Below are 16,503 nucleotides of genomic sequence, written 5' to 3' on the forward strand. Positions count from 1 at the left end.
AAACTTAGCTCCGGCTGCCTTTTGGCAGCCGGAAATCCATTTCCGGGGTCTAATCCTTAATGGCAAAAGCGGACTACTACGAGACATTGGGCGTCTCCAGGACAGCGGACGAAAAAGAGCTCAAGAGCGCTTTTCGCAAGCTGGCAATGCAATTTCATCCGGACAAGAACCCCGATGACAATGACGCCGAGCGCAAGTTCAAGGAAATCAACGAAGCCTACGAAACGCTCAAGGACCCGAACAAACGCGCGGCCTATGATCGTTACGGCCACGCCGCCTTCGAGCATGGCGGCATGGGCGGCGGCGGTTTTGGTGGCGGCGGCTTCGGCGGCGGTGGCGGTTTCTCCGACATTTTCGAGGATATCTTCGGCGAGATGATGGGCGGCGGCCGTGGCCGCGCACGCTCCTCCGGCGGTCGCGAACGCGGCGCCGATCTTCGCTACAACATGGAAATCTCGCTCGAGGAAGCATTTACGGGCAAGACCGCGCAAATCCGCGTGCCCACCTCAATCACCTGCGACGTCTGCTCCGGTTCCGGCGCCAAGCCGGGCACACAGCCGAAAACCTGCGGCACCTGCCAGGGCTCGGGCCGCGTGCGCGCCGCGCAAGGCTTTTTCTCGGTCGAACGTACCTGTCCGACCTGCCACGGCCGCGGCCAGACCATTCCAGATCCCTGCGGCAAATGCCACGGCCAAGGCCGCATCACCGAAGAGCGCTCGCTCTCAGTCAACATCCCCTCGGGCATCGAGGACGGCACCCGCATCCGCCTGCAAGGCGAAGGCGAAGCCGGCACGCGCGGCGGGCCATCGGGCGATCTCTACATCTTCCTTTCCGTCAAGCCGCATGAATTCTTCCAGCGCGATGGCGCCGACCTTTATTGCGCGGTGCCGATCTCGATGACGACGGCGGCCCTTGGCGGCACCTTCGACGTCGCGACGCTTGACGGCACGAAATCGCGCGTCACCGTCCCTGAGGGCACGCAGGTCGGCAAGCAGTTCCGCCTGAAGGCCAAGGGCATGCCGGTGCTGCGCTCCAGCCAGGTCGGCGATCTCTACATCCAGATCCAGATCGAAACGCCGCAGAAGCTGACCAAGCGCCAACGCGAGCTGCTGCAGGAATTCGAACAGATCTCCTCGAAGGACAATAATCCCGAATCAACCGGCTTCTTCGCCCGGATGAAGGATTTCTTCGACACCTTTAGCGATTAAGCAGCGAATCACACTGCTTCTCATAAAACCGGCCGGTGATTCGGCCGGTTTTTTCGTTTGCAGCCGAATCATCACCCGCCCTCATGGTTCGAGACGGCCCTGCGGGCCTCCTCACCATGAGGACTAACCCTCTCGTCCGAGTCGCAGTTCACTCCACCCTCATCCTGAGCCTGTCGAAGGGCGAGGGTGGCCCAATGCCGCTCCGAACGATCTACGCCGAGAACAACCGGCAAAATCCTTGCACTCGGGCGGGGTTCGGCATACCCCTCGGCCATCGACACGAATCCGGATGACCGATGCCGCACAAGGTTTTCATCTCGCGCCTGAAGCTGACCGACTTTCGCAATTATGCGGCGGCGGCGCTGACGCTTGACGAGCGGCATGTGGTGCTGACCGGCGACAACGGCGCCGGCAAGACCAATCTGATGGAGGCGGTCTCGCTACTCTCGCCCGGGCGCGGCCTGCGGCGTGCGGCCTATGCGGATGTCGTCCGCGTCGCTGCACCGAACGGGTTTTCGATCTTTGCCGAGCTTGAGGGCATGGAGGACACTGTCGAAATCGGCACCGGCGTCGACACGAGCGACGAGACGACGGCGCGCAAGCTCCGGATCAACGGCACGCCGGCCAAGACGGTCGACGAGCTGACCGATCATCTGCGCGTGCTGTGGCTGACGCCGGCCATGGACGGGCTGTTTACCGGCGGCTCCTCCGAGCGCCGCCGTTTTCTCGACCGGCTGGTACTATCGCTCGATCCGGCGCATGGCCGCCGCGCCAGCGATTTCGAGCGCGCCATGCGCAGCCGCAACAGGCTTTTGTCCGAAAGCCGCTTCGATCCCTCCTGGCTTGCCGGCATCGAGGAACAGATGGCGAGCCTCGGCATTGCCATGGCGCTTGCCCGGCAGGAGATGCTCGGCCTTCTCACCCGGTTGATCGCCGAGACGCGTGAGGCGACGCCCTTTCCTTCGGCGGCACTTGAGCTTTCCGGTTTTCTCGACGGACAGTTCGACCGCCCTGCACTCGATCTCGAGGATGCTTACGCCGGGATGCTGCGCGAAGGGCGGTACCGCGACGCGGCCGCCGGGCGCACGCTGGATGGACCGCACCGGACAGATCTCCTGGTGCGCCATCGCGAGAAGGACATGGAGGCGGAACGCTGCTCGACGGGCGAGCAGAAAGCGCTGCTGGTCGGCCTCATCCTCGCCCATGCTCGCCTCGTCGGCAATCTCACCGGCCATGCACCGGTCCTTCTGCTCGACGAAATCGCGGCACATCTGGACGAAGGCCGACGCGCCGCCCTCTTCGACCTGATCGACAGGCTCGGCGGACAGGCTTTCATGACCGGCACCGACAGGGCGATGTTTTCAGCACTTGGCGAGCGGGCGCAATTCTTTACCGTCGCGCATGGCGGCATTACAAAATCGTAGCGGCGAATTTTCTGCGGAGCGTGATATTATCATTGCCATGGACCCTTTGACCCCAGACGAAATCGCCCGTTATCAGCGCCATATCCTGCTTCCCGAAGTGGGCGGCGCGGGCCAACAGAAATTGAAGGCGGCGCACGTTCTGGTGATCGGCGCCGGCGGGCTCGGCGCACCTGTACTGCAATATCTCGCCGCCGCCGGCGTCGGCACCATCGGCATTGCCGATGACGACCGCGTCTCGCTCTCCAACCTGCAACGGCAAGTGATCCACGATACCGGCACGATCGGCGAGCTGAAGACGCAGAGTGCGGCCGACGCCATCGCGCGGCTTAACCCGCATGTACGCACGATCCGTTTCGAGGAGCGTTTTTCGACGGAGACCGCCGCGCGGCACCTCGCCGGCTTCAACCTCGTCGTCGACGGCTCCGACAATTTCGATACGCGCTATGCCGCCGCCGATGCCGCCGAACTGGCCCGCCTGCCGCTGGTGACCGGTGCAGTCGGCCGGTTCGACGGATCGGTGACGACGCTAAAGCCCTACGAGGACGGTGCGGACGGTGCCCTGAACCCCGGTTACCGCGACCTCTTTCCGACGCCGCCGCCCGAGGGCCTCATCCCCGCCTGCGCCGAGACCGGCATCATCGGTGCGCTCACCGGCGTCATCGGCACGCTGATGGCGATGGAAGCCATCAAGCTGATCACCGGCACCGGCGAACCGCTGATCGGCCGGCTGCTGCTCTATGACGGCCTTGCCGCCCGCTTCGATACGATCCGCTATCGCCGCAAGCGCGCCAGGGCCGCCGCCGAATGAGCGATGTTACCATTCAGTGCCTCGACGACAGCTTCGAGCATTGGGATGAGCTGCTCGCGCTCATCCTTTCCTCCTTCGCCTATATGAACGGCCGGATCGACCCGCCCTCCTCGGCGCTATCGCTGACACCGCAATCACTGAAGGAAAAAGCGGGGACTGAGATCAGCTATATCGCGCTCGACGGCAATCGATTAGCTGGCTGCATATTCTGCCGCCCAGAGGCCGAGAGCCTCTATATCGGCAAGCTTGCCATCCTGCCGTCGGAGCAGGGCAAAGGGATCGGCCGACAGCTATTGACGCTTGCGGAGACAACGGCGCTGGAGCGCGGGCTCAACGCATTGCGGCTGGAAACACGGATCGAGCTGACCGACAATCACGCGACTTTCGCACGCTGGGGATTCCGGAAAACTGCCGAGAACCGTCATGCGGGTTTCGATCGCACGACATCGATCGAGATGCGCAAGACTCTAATCTGAGGCACGTAGCTAGGCCACGGCCACGATGACGTGAGCTTGAATTTTGGCGGCAACAGCGCCCTCGCTATGCCTGCCTGTAATCACGGATGTGGCATAGTCGGTTGCGGCGTTCAGTTTTCCCGCTTCCCTCGCCTCGATCTCGTTGCGAAGAAGAGTTCCCTGACAATAGGCAACGGCCGGTATGCGCGGCGAGGATGCACGGCTTTGTTCGGCTCTCGTCTCAATCATCACCCGGGAGAAACCTGCCTCCTCCAGCTCGCTGCGGATCAGTGCCGTATCGTGGTAGCCGTGCGGCGTGCGTGCCAGAAAGCGCGGCGGATCTTTCGGAAACATCTCAGCGAGAGCATTCGTCACGTCATTCGCAAATACATTTTCCTCAATCCGATCCCATACGTTGAATAGAAAATGCCCTCCGGGCTTCAGGACCCGCTTTGCTTCGCGGTAGGCAGATACGCGGTCGGGAAAGAACATCGCGCCGAACTGACAGCAAACGAGATCGAAGGCCGCATCTTCGAACGGCAATGCCATAGCATCCGCCTGATGCCATTGGATGCGACTGTCGGGACCTTGTCTCGAAGCGGCATAGTCGAGCATCGGCTGGTTGAGATCGGTGACGATATAGCTTGCGTCGGAGGATAGTTTAGGCGCCAACAAGCGGGTCACGACCCCAGTGCCCGCGGCGATCTCCAAGACGGCACTTGGCGCCAGGGACGCTGCTCGTCGTGCAAGATCCACGGCGAACGGCTCGAAAATCAACGGCACCATATAGCGGTCGTAGTTTTCCGGGATAGAGCCGGCGAATACTTTGTCCGTTTCCAGCATTGCCATCACCCGTCGTGCGTTTGATAGCCCGCGAGTATAGCACATAATTGTCCGCTTGGTCGTTTTCGACCGAAGGCGATCTAGCTCAGCGGAACGGCAGAACGCGATTCGGCGGGCGGTGGCCGTCGATGAAGGTGCGGATGTTGATGATCACCTTGTCGCCCATGTCGATGCGGCTTTCGAGCGTGGCCGAGCTCATATGCGGCAGCAGGACGACCTTGCCCTCGTTGGCGAGCTTCACCAGTTTCGGATTGACGGCCGGCTCGTTCTCGAAAACGTCGAGGCCGGCGCCGGCGATCTTGCCCTCGCGCAGGATCTTGATGAGCGCCGTCTCGTCGATGACGTCGCCGCGCGACGTGTTGACGATGTAGCTGGTCGGCTGCAGCAGCGCGAGCCGCCGCGCCGAGATCAGGTGGAAGGTCGCAGGCGTCGACGGGCAATTGACCGAAACGATATCGACGCGAGCCAGCATCTGGTCGAGGCTGTCCCAATAGGTCGCCTCGAGCTCGTCTTCCGTTGCCGTGCTGACGCGCTTGCGGTTGTGATAGTGGATTGATAGGCCGAAGGCCTTGGCGCGGCGGGCGACGGCGGTGCCGATGCGGCCCATGCCGACGATGCCGATGCGCTTGCCGTGAATGCGGCGGCCGAGCATCCAGGTGGGCGACCAGCCGGCCCATTCGCCGGGCTTGTCCGTCAGCACCCGCGCACCTTCGGCAAGCCGACGCGGCACGGCAAGAATCAGCGCCATGGTCATGTCGGCCGTGTCCTCGGTGAGCACGTTCGGTGTGTTGGTGACCGTAATGCCCTTGCGGGCGGCGGCTTCGACGTCGATATGGTCTGTGCCGTTGGAAAAGCTGGCGATCAGCTTCATCTGCGGTCCGGCTTCCTCGATCAGCGCCGCGTCGATACGGTCGGTGACCGTCGGCACCAGCACATCGACCGTCCGCACGGCTTCGGCGAGCTCTGCCTGCGTGCGCGGCACGTCGTCAATGTTGAGTTCGGCATCGAACAGCTCGCGCATCCGCGTCTCGACCGCATCGGGCAGTTCGCGCGTGACGTAGACCTTCGGTTTTTTCTTCGTCGTCATGGCGAGCGCGGGTGCCTTGTTCAGATGTTTTTAACCAAGAAGCAGGATAATTTTCCCGTTCCGGGCATTTCTACCAGACCCGCAGGCGAAGACAAACAAAACTCGCTGGCGGCGCCGAGGATTTGCCGATGGTCGGAGCAAATAGGCAGCCTGACAGCGCCTTGATCATGATGAACGAACGGAAACCCCTATGCGTGGCAAAGTATTGAAGTCCTGCGCTGTTTTCGCGATCGGCCTGATGATGGCCGGCGCCACCGCCGATCTTGCCGCGGCCCAGGCCGCCAAGGGACCGAGCGGATTGCCGCTGCCGCGCTTCGTCACGCTGAAGTCGAAGCGCGTCAACCTGCGCGTCGGACCAAGCGCGGACTATGCCGTCTCGTGGCTCTATCTCAAGCAGGGCTTGCCGGTCGAGATCATCCAGGAATACGACAATTGGCGGCGCGTGCGTGACGCCGACGGCACCGAGGGCTGGGTCAACCAGTCGCTGCTGTCCGGCCAGCGCTCGGCGCTGGCAGCCCCATGGATGAAGGGCAAGGGTAAGGCAGTGTTCGTCAACATGCGCCGCGATGCCCAACCGTCCGGCACCGTCATCGCCAAGCTTCAGCCGGGCGTAATGATGAACGTCCGCGAATGCACCGGCGACTGGTGCCTTGCGACCGCCGACGGCACGGAGGGCTGGGTGGCACAGTCCGAGATCTGGGGTGCTTATCCCGGCGAAGCCTTCAAATAAGCAGCCCTCAAGCTTCGTGACAGCCGCGGCTGCGTGACGTTCGCGGCGCGGCAATTGCCTGGCATCGGAAGCGGAAAGCGGTGATCGTGGACAATATCGTCGGGATTCTCGGCCTTGCCGTCGTCCTGTTCGCATCGACCAATATCGACGACATCTTCGTGTTGCTCGGCTTCTTCGTCGATCCAAAATTCCGCACCCGACAGATCGTGATCGGCCAGTATCTCGGCATTGCCGCCCTTTGCGGCGTAAGCCTGCTGGCCTCCATGATCTCCCTTGTCATTCCCGCTGCCTATATCGGCCTCCTCGGCTTGGCGCCGATCTTTCTTGGCCTGAAAAAGCTGTGGGAGTGGAGGAAAGGCTCCGAGATCGACCACGATCCGGAGGATCATAGCGGTGCATCTATCGGGCACGGCAAGATCGCAGCAGTCGCGATGGTGACGATCGCGAATGGCGGCGACAATATCAGCATCTACACACCACTCTTTGCCACGCGCACCATGGGCGAAATCGCGGTGATCGCCGTCGTCTTTACCGTCCTGACGACCCTATGGCTCAGTGCGGCGCATTTTCTGATCAATCATCCGAGAATCGGCGCACCGATCAGACGCTACGGGCATCGAGTCGTACCCATCATGCTCGTGGCGCTCGGAACACTCATCCTTTACGAGGCCGGAACCATTCGGTTGTTGTGCCGATAGCGCCCCTTAGTTCGACAAAAAACCGCCCGCAACGATCTGTTGAGGACGGTTTCAATTCGATTGGAAGCGCGTGAGGACTTTTAGAGAAGCCCGAATTCCCTGGCGGCTTCCGACAATGATTTCATCGGCCGGGGGCCGATCTGCTCGATGACGATCGCAGCTGCGAGGTTGCCGAGCTTGCCGCAATCTTCAAGGCTGCGACCCTGGGTATAGCCGAAGAGGAAACCGGCGGCGAAGAGATCACCGGCGCCGGTGGTGTCGACACGCTCCTCGATCGGGTGGGCATCGACGACATAGCGCTCATTGCCGCGCACGATGACGGCCCCGTCCTTGCCGGTGGTGACGGCCGCGATCTTGCAGTCGGCGGCGATCAGTTGCAGCGCCGTGTCGAAATCCTCGGTCTCGTAGAGCGACAGGGCCTCGTCACGATTGGCAAAGACGATATCGACGGTACCAGAGCGCATCAGGTCGAGGAATTCGCCGCGATACCGGCCGACGCAAAAACTGTCGGAGAGCGTCATCGACACTTCCCGGCCATGGGCATGGGCAATGCGGGCACATTCGCGGATCGCTTCCTTGGCGCGCGGCGGATCCCAGAGATAGCCTTCGAAATAGGTGACCTTGGCATCGGCGACGACATCGGGTTCGACATCTTCCGGGCCAAGCTCGACACAGGCGCCGAGATAGGTGTTCATCGAGCGCTCGCCGTCTTCAGTCACGAAGATCATCGAGCGGGCGGTCGGCGGGAACGTGCCCTTCGGCCTCGTCTCGTAATGCACGCCCTGGGCGCGGATGTCGTGCTCGAAGATCTCCCCGAGCTGGTCTTCCGCGACCTTACCGAAATAGGCGGCCCTGCCGCCGAAATTCGCCACGCCCGCCGCCGTATTGCCGGCGCTGCCGCCGGAGGCTTCAAGCGCCGGACCCATGCGCGAGTAGAGAAGTTCGGCACGCTCGGCATCGATGAGATTCATCGCCGCCTTGGTGATCTTGTTGTCGATCAGGAATTGATCGTCGCAGCGCGCGATAATGTCGACGATAGCATTGCCAACGGTCAGTACATCGAAACGAGTCATCAAAAAGGAGCCCCGGTATTGGTGATAGCCGTTAATCGGTATTATCGGTTTTTCGCAAGTTTGGAAGAAGAATCCGCTTATCGCCGGACAACTAAATTCCGATCAGTCATTTGCCTGTCACTTTCCATCTGTAAATGCTTATCAAGCGGCTGGCATGGGACGTTCTCAAGGCATCCAAGGCCAGTCTGGGAAGGTATGATACCTTCCGCCTCACCGGTACGCGCGCCGACCACGGATGAACTGGCGGCTTGTGCACCGGGAGGACTCCGGCGGGAACCGGACGCTGAAAAGCGGGCATAGCCCGCTTTTTTTGTGCCAGCCTGCTTTTCGGCTTTCCACGATGCGGCAAGCTGTTACAACTCTGGGATCATATCCTTGGATCCCACGCCAGATACTCCTTGCCAGCATGTCCGAAATCTTTTCCGATGTTCTCCCGGTTTTCCTGCTGATCCTTGTCGGCTGGGTGATCGTGCGTACCGGCATATTGACGGCCAGTGTCGGCGAGGCGATGAGCGAGTTCGTCTTCAAGATCGCCGTGCCGCTCCTGCTGTTTCAGACCATCGCGGAAGCGGATTTTCGCGGTGCTTCGCCATTCCGGCTGTGGGCCGCCTATTTCGCCGGCGTTGCGGTTACCTGGACGGCCGGCCATCTGGTGGCGACGCGGCTGTTCGGGCGGGATGCCCGCATCGGGGTGCTCGCCGGCGTGTCCTCCGCCTTCGCCAACACCATTTTCATCGGCCTGCCGCTGGTGGGACGCACGGTCGGCCCTGATGGCATCATGGCGATGTCGATCCTGATTGCCGTGCATCTGCCGACCATGATGATCGCCGGCACGCTGCTGATGGAACAGGCCGAACGCAAGGAAAATGGCGGCGCCGGCCGCAGCACGATCGAGCTCCTGCAACAGGTCGGCAAAAACCTCATCCGCAATCCGCTGGTCATCGGGCTTCTCGGCGGGCTTGTCGTCCACCTCATCGGCATTCCCTTGCCGGCAACGCTTGGCACCGTCGTCGACAACATCGCCAATATCGCCGGCCCGGCCGCCTTGATTTCGCTCGGCATGGCGCTCCGGCAATATGGGGTTTCGGGTAATCTCGGCATCGCCAGCGTCATGGCGGCCTTCAAGCTCGTGCTCCTGCCGGCTTGCGTGCTTGCAGCAAGCTATCTTCTCGGCCTCAGCCAGGAATGGCGGGCCGCCCTGGTGCTGACTGCCGCCGTTCCAACGGGCGTAAACGCCTGGCTGATTGCCAATCGCTTCGGCGTCGGCCACAGTCTCGCTGCATCGACGATCACGCTGACGACCGCGCTCGGCGCATTCTCAGTGTCACTTTGGGCCTATTTGCTCGGCTAGGGTATGCCGCATGCTTATGCGGATTCATCTCCGCCCGATGCTGCGACGATATATCTCCGCCTTCGGAGAAGCAGGCAGGAAAATGGTCATATATTTGCACATCGCCACCGCTATGGATGGAGCGCAGCAAAGGATGGAACCATGAATATTGCAGCGCCACTCACCACCAATCCGGCTTCGGCCTATGCGCAGAAGGTTTTCGTGCTGCAGGGCGGCGGTGCGCTCGGCTCCTATCAGGCGGGCGCCTTCGAGGCGCTGAGGGAACAGAATATCGAGCCGGACTGGATCGCCGGCATCTCGATCGGCGCCATCAACGCCGCGATCATGGCGGGCAACGTGCCCGGCGAACGGCTGGAGAAGCTACGCTCCTTCTGGAACAAGGTCAGCGTCCAGATGCCGGTCGACCTCCTGATGGAGAAGCAGCGCAACACCAATCCCTTTTACCGCACCGTCAGCAGCTGGTGGGTCTCCACCTTCGGCGTACCCGGCTTCTTTTCGCCCTGGCAGATCCCATCCTGGTTTCAGGCGCGCGGTTCGGCGGGTGCGACCAGCATCTACGATACCGAGCAACTGCGCCAGACCCTGCTCGACCATGTCGATTTCGACCGCATCAACCACGGTCCGGTCCGGCTCAGCCTCGGCGCCGTCAATGTCCGCACTGGCAATTTCGCCTTCTTCGACAACCGGGACGTCCAGATCAAGCCCGAGCACGTCATGGCAAGCGGCGCGCTGCCGCCCGGCTTCCCGGCCATCAAGATCGGCAGCGAATACTACTGGGACGGCGGCCTGGTCTCCAACACGCCGCTGACCTACGTGCTGCGCAATGGCGCAGACGTCGATACGGTGGTCTTCCAGGTCGACCTCTTCAGCGCGGCCGGCCCGCAGCCGCAGGATCTCGAAGAGGTGGAGGAGCGGCGCAAGGACATTACCTATTCCAGCCGCACCCGGCTCAATACCGACCTGTTTCTCGAGCGCCACCGCCTGCGCCGCACCATCTCGGAGCTTTACGCGCGCCTGCCGGAAGAAGCCAAGGCCGACCCCGCGATCCAGAAGCTGAAGGCGCAATGCTCGGACTACGGCGTTACCATCATCCACCTGATCTACCGCAATAAGCAGTTCCGCTCACATTCGAAGGATTACGAATTCTCGGCGCTGTCGATGCACGAGCATTGGGAGACGGGCCTGCGCGATGCGCGCAAGGCACTGCTGGCGGAGGATTGGCGCGTACCGCCGAACGCCGAGGACGGGCTCAAAGTCTATGACATCGACCAGAGAACGCGGTCGCGCCGGCATTCGGTCTGAAGAGCCACCCGAACGGCAAAAACCCGGCCGAGACGGCCGGGTTTTTGGCAATCATTCGCCTGGAATTGCTCTAGTTCGTCGCAGCCGGCGCCGGCGCTGCATTCGGGTCCGGCAGCGGCACCGGCGTATCAGCCAGCGTGCGCAGATAGGCGATCAGGTCGGCGCGGTCCTTTTCCTTCGGCAGGCCGGCAAAGCCCATGGCCGTTCCGGAAATGAACTTCTTCGGCGCGGCTACGAAGTGATAAAGATGATCGTAGGTCCACTTCTCCGCGCCGTCCTTGGAAAAGCCTTTGATGGCGGCGGAATAGGCAAAGCCCTCATGTTCGGCGACCGGACGGTCGACGATGCCCCAGAGATCGGGGCCAACCTTGTTTGGCCCTCCCTTTTCCCCGGAATGACAGGCCTGACACTTCTTGAAGATCGTTTCGCCGACCTTGGCGTCTGCCGTCTGCAGCAATTGCGCGATCGGCGTTTCCTTTGCCTCGGCAGCCTTGCCGCCGGCATCCCCGGCCGGTGCTTCGGCGGCGACAATTTCGAAGCCGGGCTTTTCCGGCGTCTCTGAATGGAAAATAAATCCTGACGCGAGCGACACGGACTTCAGCACGAAAAGTGTGGCTAGAAGTGCCCCGACACCCATGTTCACGTAGGATGAATTCATCTGCTATGCTCCCCTCGCCTCCGGCAGTGACTGCCGGCCCATCTTGAATTCGCGCGAAACCTATGTCTTTTGGCTGTTTCTTGCAACTCTGTAAACGGTCTCCACCATGAGACGTTTTGACACTTTTACGGCGAGAATAGAAGGCCCAACGATGACAGATTCCAACTTAGACAAGACGCTGGTGCTCATTCCGGCCCGGATGGCCTCCACGCGCCTGCCGGGCAAACCGCTCGCCGATATTTGCGGCCTGCCAATGATCGTACAGGTTGCCAAGCGCGCGCGCGAGGCGGCGATCGGTCGCATCGTCGTCGCCGTCGATCATGACGATACCTATGCCGCCGTTGCCAATGCCGGTTTCGATGTCGTCATGACGGGCATGGATCATCAATCCGGCTCCGATCGCATCCATGAAGCGCTGCGGGCCGTGGATCCGGATGGCCGCGCCGAGATCATCGTCAATGTCCAGGGCGACCTGCCGACCATCGATCCCGAAACCATCCGCGCCTCGCTGCGCCCGCTCGAAAACCCTGCCGTCGACATCGCGACGCTGACCGTCGAGATCAAGGACGAGGAAGAAAAGACCTTGCCGAGCGTCGTCAAGGTCGTCGGCTCTGCTATTTCCGAAAGCCGGCTGCGCGCACTCTACTTTACCCGCGCCACCGCCCCTTACGGCAAGGGGCCGCTCTATCATCACATCGGCCTCTATACCTATCGCCGCGCCGCACTGGAAAAGTTCGTCAGCCTCGGCCCTTCGCCGCTGGAAAAGCGCGAATCGCTGGAGCAATTGCGGGCGCTGGAAGCCGGCATGCGTATCGATGTCGAGATCGTTGACACGATCCCGCTCGGTGTCGATACTGCCGCCGACCTCGAAAAGGCCCGACGCATCCTTTCCGGCGCCTCTCGCTGACATCCCCCCTTAAAGGCAGTCCCATGACCACCAAGACCAACAAGATCTCCTTCCAGGGCGAGTATGGCGCCAATTCCGACATGGCCTGCCGCGACATGTTCCCGACGATGGAACCGCTGCCGTGCCAGACCTTCGAGGACGCCTTCACCGCAGTCGATAGCGGCGAGGCCGATCTCGGCATGATCCCGATCGAAAACACGATCGCCGGCCGCGTTGCAGACATCCACCACATGCTGCCCGAATCGCACCTGCATATCGTCGGCGAATATTTCATGCCGATCCGCTTCCAGCTGATGGTGCTGCCGGGCGTCAAGAAGGAAGAGATCCGCACCGTCCATAGCCACATCCACGCGCTCGGTCAGTGCCGCAAGATCGTGCGCGCCAACGGCTGGAAGCCGGTCATCGCCGGCGATACAGCGGGCGCAGCCAAGCTGGTGCAGGAAACCGGCGACCGTACGATGGCGGCGCTGGCGCCGCGGCTGGCCGCCGACCTTTACAAGCTCGATATCGTCGCGGAAAATGTCGAGGATACCGAGGACAACGTAACGCGCTTCGTCATCCTGTCGCGCGAGGAGAAATGGGCGGAGCGCAGCTCGCCGGAAGAGAAGATCGTCACGACCTTCGTCTTCAACGTCCGCAACATTCCGGCCGCCCTCTACAAGGCGCTCGGCGGCTTTGCCACCAACGGCATCAACATGACGAAGCTGGAAAGCTACCAGCTCGGCGGCCGTTTTGTAGCGACGCAGTTCTACGCCGATATCGAGGGCCATCCGACCGACGCGAATGTGCAACGCGCGCTGGAGGAATTGCGGTTCTTCTCGGAGAAGGTCCGGATATTGGGGGTCTATAAGGGACATCCGATGCGGGGGCAGCTTTAATAGCTGCCGCGAGCTCGGGGGCCACCTCGTCCTTCGAGGCTTCGCTCTTTGAGCTCCGCACCTCAGGATGAGGTGGAGCACGCCGCGCGGCTGAGCGCAAAATACCAGCCCTCATGGTGAGGAGGCCCAAAGGGTCGTCTCGAACCACGAGGGCGGGTGACTGCTATGCAGCTTACTTATCCGGCTCGCAAACCCTCAGCCTATGACCATCCGGATCCAACACGACGAAAGTCGGGCCGAAATCCAGCGTCGTCAGCTCCTGCGCGACCGGCAGGCCACGTGCCTTCCAGTCCTTGTAATGTGCCGCCACCGCCCCTTCGCCCTCGACCATGAAGGCGAGTTCGCCGCGGCTGCCGATGGCCGACGGCTGCGGTTCGACGCTGCTACGGCGCCAGAGGCCCAGGGTGAAACCGTTGTCGAGCGGGAAGGCCACGAAATTCGGCGCGGCAACGGCCGGCTCGCGGCCGAGCAGATCGCGATAGAAGGGTATGCTTTCGGCCGGGTCCTTGACGTAGAAGATAATGAGATTCGGGCTGGTCATTGGGATATTCCTCCTGATGTTAGGGATATGACGGCAATATCGGTCCCGGCCGACAGGTCATGACGGACCTTGCCGGAGCAAATGATTGTCGAAAGGTTGACTGGGATGCTTCTCAGATGCGCCTATCGCAGGCAGCTGTCCTCGCGATACGGGGCGCACCCGTCGAGAAAACCGAGATCGCGTTTCATAAAGTCGGGTGTTTCGTCGAGATCGAGGCGAGAACTGTGCCGCGCGAAACGGCCAAGTGCCGCCTGCGCAAGCCGTTGCAGCCAAGCCTGCGCCAGCGACGCATCAACTGCAGAACGATGCGTGTCCTCTCTGGCGATGAAACTGGGGCTTTCCATGATCGGTCCTCCTTCCTGTGTGGAATAGGAGCGATAATAACCGTCCATACTGACAGTTTCTGGCAGTAGTATGCTGCTCAGGGATCAATCGTGGACCATGCCCTGCTGCTTGTGCCATTCCTTCGCCAGCACGACGCGTCGTCGCGGGTAGCGGGTCTCGAGCACCGCGAAATCGACAATGCGATCGGCGCGGAAATGACGAAAATCCTGGCGCAGTTCGCACCAGCCCATGACCATGCGGACTTCATCGAAATAGCCGAGCGCAAAGGGCCAGATGCGCCGGGTCGAAATGGTTCCATTCACATCGCCATAGGTGAGCTGCACGATGCGTTCGGAGCGGATCGCCTTGCGCATGAGGGAGAGGTCGGCCTTATCCTCCAGCGCGCGGCGGGTAGCGACGACCAGCGTCGCCTGCTCGACCGTCTCGCGCATGTCATCGGGCAGGACGGCGGCGATCTTGGCAAGCGCATCCGCGCCGGCGGCGGCAAGGCGCTCGTCCGCCGCGCGCGCCACCCAGCGGGAGCCGAGCACCAAGGCTTCGATCTCGTCCTGGGAGAACATCATCGGCGGCAGCATGAAGCCGGGTTTCAGGACATAGCCGATGCCCGGCTCGCCCTCGATCATGGCACCCTGCGACTGAAGGCTGGCGATATCGCGATAGAGCGTACGCAGGCTGACGCCGGTTTCACCCGCCAGAACCGCGCCGCTGACCGGACGGCGATAGCGCCGGAGCGTCTGCAACAGGGTCAGCAAGCGTTCCGAGCGCGCCATGACAAAGGAGGACCTATCGTTTCCATTCCACCCAGTCGCGCATCAGGCGATGGGCGATGGCGCCCTTGGGCGGGGAGGTATTGCCGGAGGCCGAGACGCGATCGAGCATCTCGAGCGTTTCTTCCGGCGTGAACCAGCGGCAATCGTCGAGCTCGGTGGCGTCGATATGAATCTCCGTCGACTTCGCCTCGGCATAGCAGCCGATCATCAGGGAATGTGGCATCGGCCAGGGCTGCGAGGCGTGGTAACGCACGCGGCCGGTCTGGATGCCCGATTCTTCATGCGTCTCGCGGCGCACGGCATTCTCGATGGTTTCGCCCGGCTCGACGAAACCGGCGAGACAGGAATACATGCCCGGCGCGAAATGGTGGCTGCGGCCGAGCAAGCAGAGATTTCTCTCCTCGTCGACCGTCAGCATGATGACGACGGGATCGGTGCGCGGGAAGATCATGTGTTCGCAGGCGGTACAGACCCGCTTGTAACCGCCGATGCGGCTTTCCATCACCGAGCCGCAGCGGCCGCAGAAGCGGTTGTCGCTGTTCCAGCGGATGAGGCTCATGCCCTGCGCCGCCTCGCCGAGAATTTCGCCTTCAAGCAGGAAATCGCGCCAAAGCGAGCGCATGTCGGCGGGCTTGTAGTGGCTGGCAAGCTCGTCGGCATTGATCCGCACCGGCACGGCCAGCCGCGGCTCGCCGGTCTTGCGGTAGCCGAGCAGTACGGCCGCTTCCCAGTCGGGATCGAGCTCCTGCAATTCGTAGCGCGCAAACAGCGGATCGAGTACCTGCCCGTCATGCTTCAGAACCAGCTTGTCCCTGGCAAAAGCAAGGATATGCGTGCCTTCCTTCGAAAGTGCGCGCTGGATCGTTTCCTCGTCACGATGCTCGGCGTCCCGGTTTAGCTGGTTTTCCGCAAAGGCGGTGAGGCTGCTGGCTTCCGGGTGAGGCGCATCCGAAGAGAAGATCGAGTGGTTCATTGTGAAAGCGTGTCCCGCAACTTGGCTATGAAGCTGTTCATGTCTTCGTCCGTATAGGGTTCCGCCTTGCCGTGGCCCCAGATCGGACCGGGCCAGTTCGCGTCCCCTTCGAACCGTGCAATCACATGAACATGAAGCTGTCGGACGATATTTCCAAGAGCCCCGACGTTGATTTTTGTCGCCCCGGTCACCGTCTTCAGGGCAGCGGCCACCTTGTTGGTCTCGAAGGTCAGCAGAACCTGGTCTAGCGGTGTCAGTTCGAATATTTCCGATATGCCGGGCCGGCGGGGCACCAGCACCAGCCACGGCCAGCGGCTGTCCTTCGACAGGCGCACGTCGCAAAGGCCGGTGATCGTCACGGAAACGCTGTCATTCGCCAGACGATCGTCGAGCGTAAATTCCTTCAATGAGTGATCCTCCGGTGTTTTTTCAAATGTTTAGCAGTTTTTTTT

The 16,503-nt window shown here is 61.7% G+C and carries 19 protein-coding genes; 10 read left to right on the forward strand and 9 right to left on the reverse strand.

Annotation, left to right across the window (positions count from 1 at the left end):
- The first annotated feature begins 59 nt into the window (after positions 1-59).
- From dnaJ to PMI03_RS04295, 4 genes are all read left to right on the forward strand, one after another.
- Entirely contained in the window at positions 60-1,208 is a 1,149-nt protein-coding gene (dnaJ, locus tag PMI03_RS04280; RefSeq protein ID WP_007690240.1) for a molecular chaperone DnaJ, read from the forward strand.
- 296 nt (positions 1,209-1,504) lie between these two features.
- The gene (recF, locus tag PMI03_RS04285) at positions 1,505-2,632 is read left to right on the forward strand and encodes a DNA replication/repair protein RecF (RefSeq protein WP_007690245.1); all 1,128 of its coding nucleotides are present in this window, start codon (positions 1,505-1,507) and stop codon (positions 2,630-2,632) included.
- A gap of 37 nt (positions 2,633-2,669) precedes the next feature.
- Positions 2,670-3,440 carry a molybdopterin-synthase adenylyltransferase MoeB gene (locus PMI03_RS04290; RefSeq protein ID WP_007690249.1) on the forward strand — a complete coding sequence of 257 codons (771 nt, stop codon included), beginning with the start codon at positions 2,670-2,672 and terminating at the stop codon, positions 3,438-3,440.
- Positions 3,437-3,916: a GNAT family N-acetyltransferase gene (locus PMI03_RS04295; protein ID WP_007690251.1), complete on the forward strand. Its 480-nt coding sequence runs from the start codon at positions 3,437-3,439 to the stop codon at positions 3,914-3,916. Before PMI03_RS04290 ends, PMI03_RS04295 begins: the two co-directional genes overlap by 4 nt.
- Positions 3,917-3,925: 9 nt before the next feature.
- Here the strand turns inward: PMI03_RS04295 and PMI03_RS04300 are convergent, their stop codons facing one another.
- Both PMI03_RS04300 and PMI03_RS04305 read right to left on the reverse strand, forming a co-directional pair.
- Complete coding sequence (locus PMI03_RS04300) at positions 3,926-4,738, reverse strand: class I SAM-dependent methyltransferase (RefSeq protein WP_012650708.1); 813 nt, start codon at positions 4,736-4,738, stop codon at positions 3,926-3,928.
- Positions 4,739-4,823: 85 nt separating this feature from the next.
- Complete coding sequence (locus PMI03_RS04305) at positions 4,824-5,825, reverse strand: D-glycerate dehydrogenase (protein WP_007690255.1); 1,002 nt, start codon at positions 5,823-5,825, stop codon at positions 4,824-4,826.
- A gap of 190 nt (positions 5,826-6,015) precedes the next feature.
- On the opposite strand from PMI03_RS04305, the gene PMI03_RS04310 reads away from it, so the two are divergent.
- Both PMI03_RS04310 and PMI03_RS04315 read left to right on the forward strand, forming a co-directional pair.
- The gene (locus tag PMI03_RS04310) at positions 6,016-6,555 is read left to right on the forward strand and encodes an SH3 domain-containing protein (RefSeq protein WP_007690257.1); all 540 of its coding nucleotides are present in this window, start codon (positions 6,016-6,018) and stop codon (positions 6,553-6,555) included.
- Positions 6,556-6,641: 86 nt separating this feature from the next.
- The gene (locus PMI03_RS04315; protein ID WP_309574319.1) at positions 6,642-7,253 is read left to right on the forward strand and encodes a cadmium resistance transporter; all 612 of its coding nucleotides are present in this window, start codon (positions 6,642-6,644) and stop codon (positions 7,251-7,253) included.
- 80 nt (positions 7,254-7,333) lie between these two features.
- Here PMI03_RS04315 and PMI03_RS04320 read toward each other — a convergent pair whose 3' ends face one another.
- On the reverse strand, positions 7,334-8,326 hold the full coding sequence (locus tag PMI03_RS04320; protein WP_007690259.1) for an adenosine kinase: 993 nt from the start codon (positions 8,324-8,326) through the stop codon (positions 7,334-7,336).
- Positions 8,327-8,732: 406 nt separating this feature from the next.
- Here PMI03_RS04320 and PMI03_RS04325 point away from each other — a divergent pair, with 406 nt between their 5' ends.
- Together PMI03_RS04325 and PMI03_RS04330 are read left to right on the forward strand one after the other, a co-directional pair.
- Positions 8,733-9,677 (forward strand): AEC family transporter, encoded by a 945-nt coding sequence (locus PMI03_RS04325; RefSeq protein ID WP_007690260.1) that lies wholly within the window; start codon positions 8,733-8,735, stop codon positions 9,675-9,677.
- Between the two features lie 141 nt (positions 9,678-9,818).
- Complete coding sequence (locus tag PMI03_RS04330) at positions 9,819-10,979, forward strand: patatin-like phospholipase family protein (RefSeq protein WP_007690261.1); 1,161 nt, start codon at positions 9,819-9,821, stop codon at positions 10,977-10,979.
- A gap of 70 nt (positions 10,980-11,049) precedes the next feature.
- Here PMI03_RS04330 and PMI03_RS04335 read toward each other — a convergent pair whose 3' ends face one another.
- Positions 11,050-11,637, reverse strand: coding sequence for a cytochrome c family protein (locus PMI03_RS04335; protein ID WP_007690262.1), 588 nt, complete (start codon positions 11,635-11,637; stop codon positions 11,050-11,052).
- 151 nt (positions 11,638-11,788) lie between these two features.
- Between PMI03_RS04335 and PMI03_RS04340 the strand changes: the two genes are divergently transcribed.
- Both PMI03_RS04340 and PMI03_RS04345 read left to right on the forward strand, forming a co-directional pair.
- On the forward strand, positions 11,789-12,544 hold the full coding sequence (locus PMI03_RS04340) for a 3-deoxy-manno-octulosonate cytidylyltransferase (protein WP_007690268.1): 756 nt from the start codon (positions 11,789-11,791) through the stop codon (positions 12,542-12,544).
- A 23-nt stretch (positions 12,545-12,567) separates the two neighbouring features.
- A complete protein-coding gene (locus PMI03_RS04345; protein ID WP_007690270.1) occupies positions 12,568-13,422 on the forward strand; it encodes a prephenate dehydratase in 855 nt (284 codons plus the stop codon).
- Positions 13,423-13,594: 172 nt separating this feature from the next.
- On the opposite strand, the gene PMI03_RS04350 is transcribed toward PMI03_RS04345, so the two are convergent.
- The 5 genes from PMI03_RS04350 to PMI03_RS04370 all read right to left on the reverse strand — a co-directional run bounded on the left by PMI03_RS04350 (position 13,595) and on the right by PMI03_RS04370 (position 16,458).
- Positions 13,595-13,963, reverse strand: coding sequence for a VOC family protein (locus tag PMI03_RS04350; RefSeq protein ID WP_007690273.1), 369 nt, complete (start codon positions 13,961-13,963; stop codon positions 13,595-13,597).
- A gap of 122 nt (positions 13,964-14,085) precedes the next feature.
- Positions 14,086-14,307 carry a hypothetical protein gene (locus PMI03_RS04355; RefSeq protein ID WP_007690275.1) on the reverse strand — a complete coding sequence of 74 codons (222 nt, stop codon included), beginning with the start codon at positions 14,305-14,307 and terminating at the stop codon, positions 14,086-14,088.
- A gap of 84 nt (positions 14,308-14,391) precedes the next feature.
- Positions 14,392-15,078, reverse strand: a complete 687-nt coding sequence (locus PMI03_RS04360; RefSeq protein ID WP_007690277.1) for a YafY family protein — start codon at positions 15,076-15,078, stop codon at positions 14,392-14,394.
- A gap of 13 nt (positions 15,079-15,091) precedes the next feature.
- Positions 15,092-16,051 carry an NAD(+) diphosphatase gene (nudC, locus tag PMI03_RS04365; RefSeq protein ID WP_007690278.1) on the reverse strand — a complete coding sequence of 320 codons (960 nt, stop codon included), beginning with the start codon at positions 16,049-16,051 and terminating at the stop codon, positions 15,092-15,094.
- A complete protein-coding gene (locus PMI03_RS04370) occupies positions 16,048-16,458 on the reverse strand; it encodes an HIT family protein (RefSeq protein ID WP_007690280.1) in 411 nt (136 codons plus the stop codon). The genes nudC and PMI03_RS04370 overlap by 4 nt, the downstream gene beginning before the upstream one ends.
- Positions 16,459-16,503: the final 45 nt, after the last annotated feature.

Origin of the sequence: Rhizobium sp. AP16 (genome assembly GCF_000281735.1) — a bacterium.
GTDB classification, from domain to species: domain Bacteria; phylum Pseudomonadota; class Alphaproteobacteria; order Rhizobiales; family Rhizobiaceae; genus Rhizobium; species Rhizobium rhizogenes.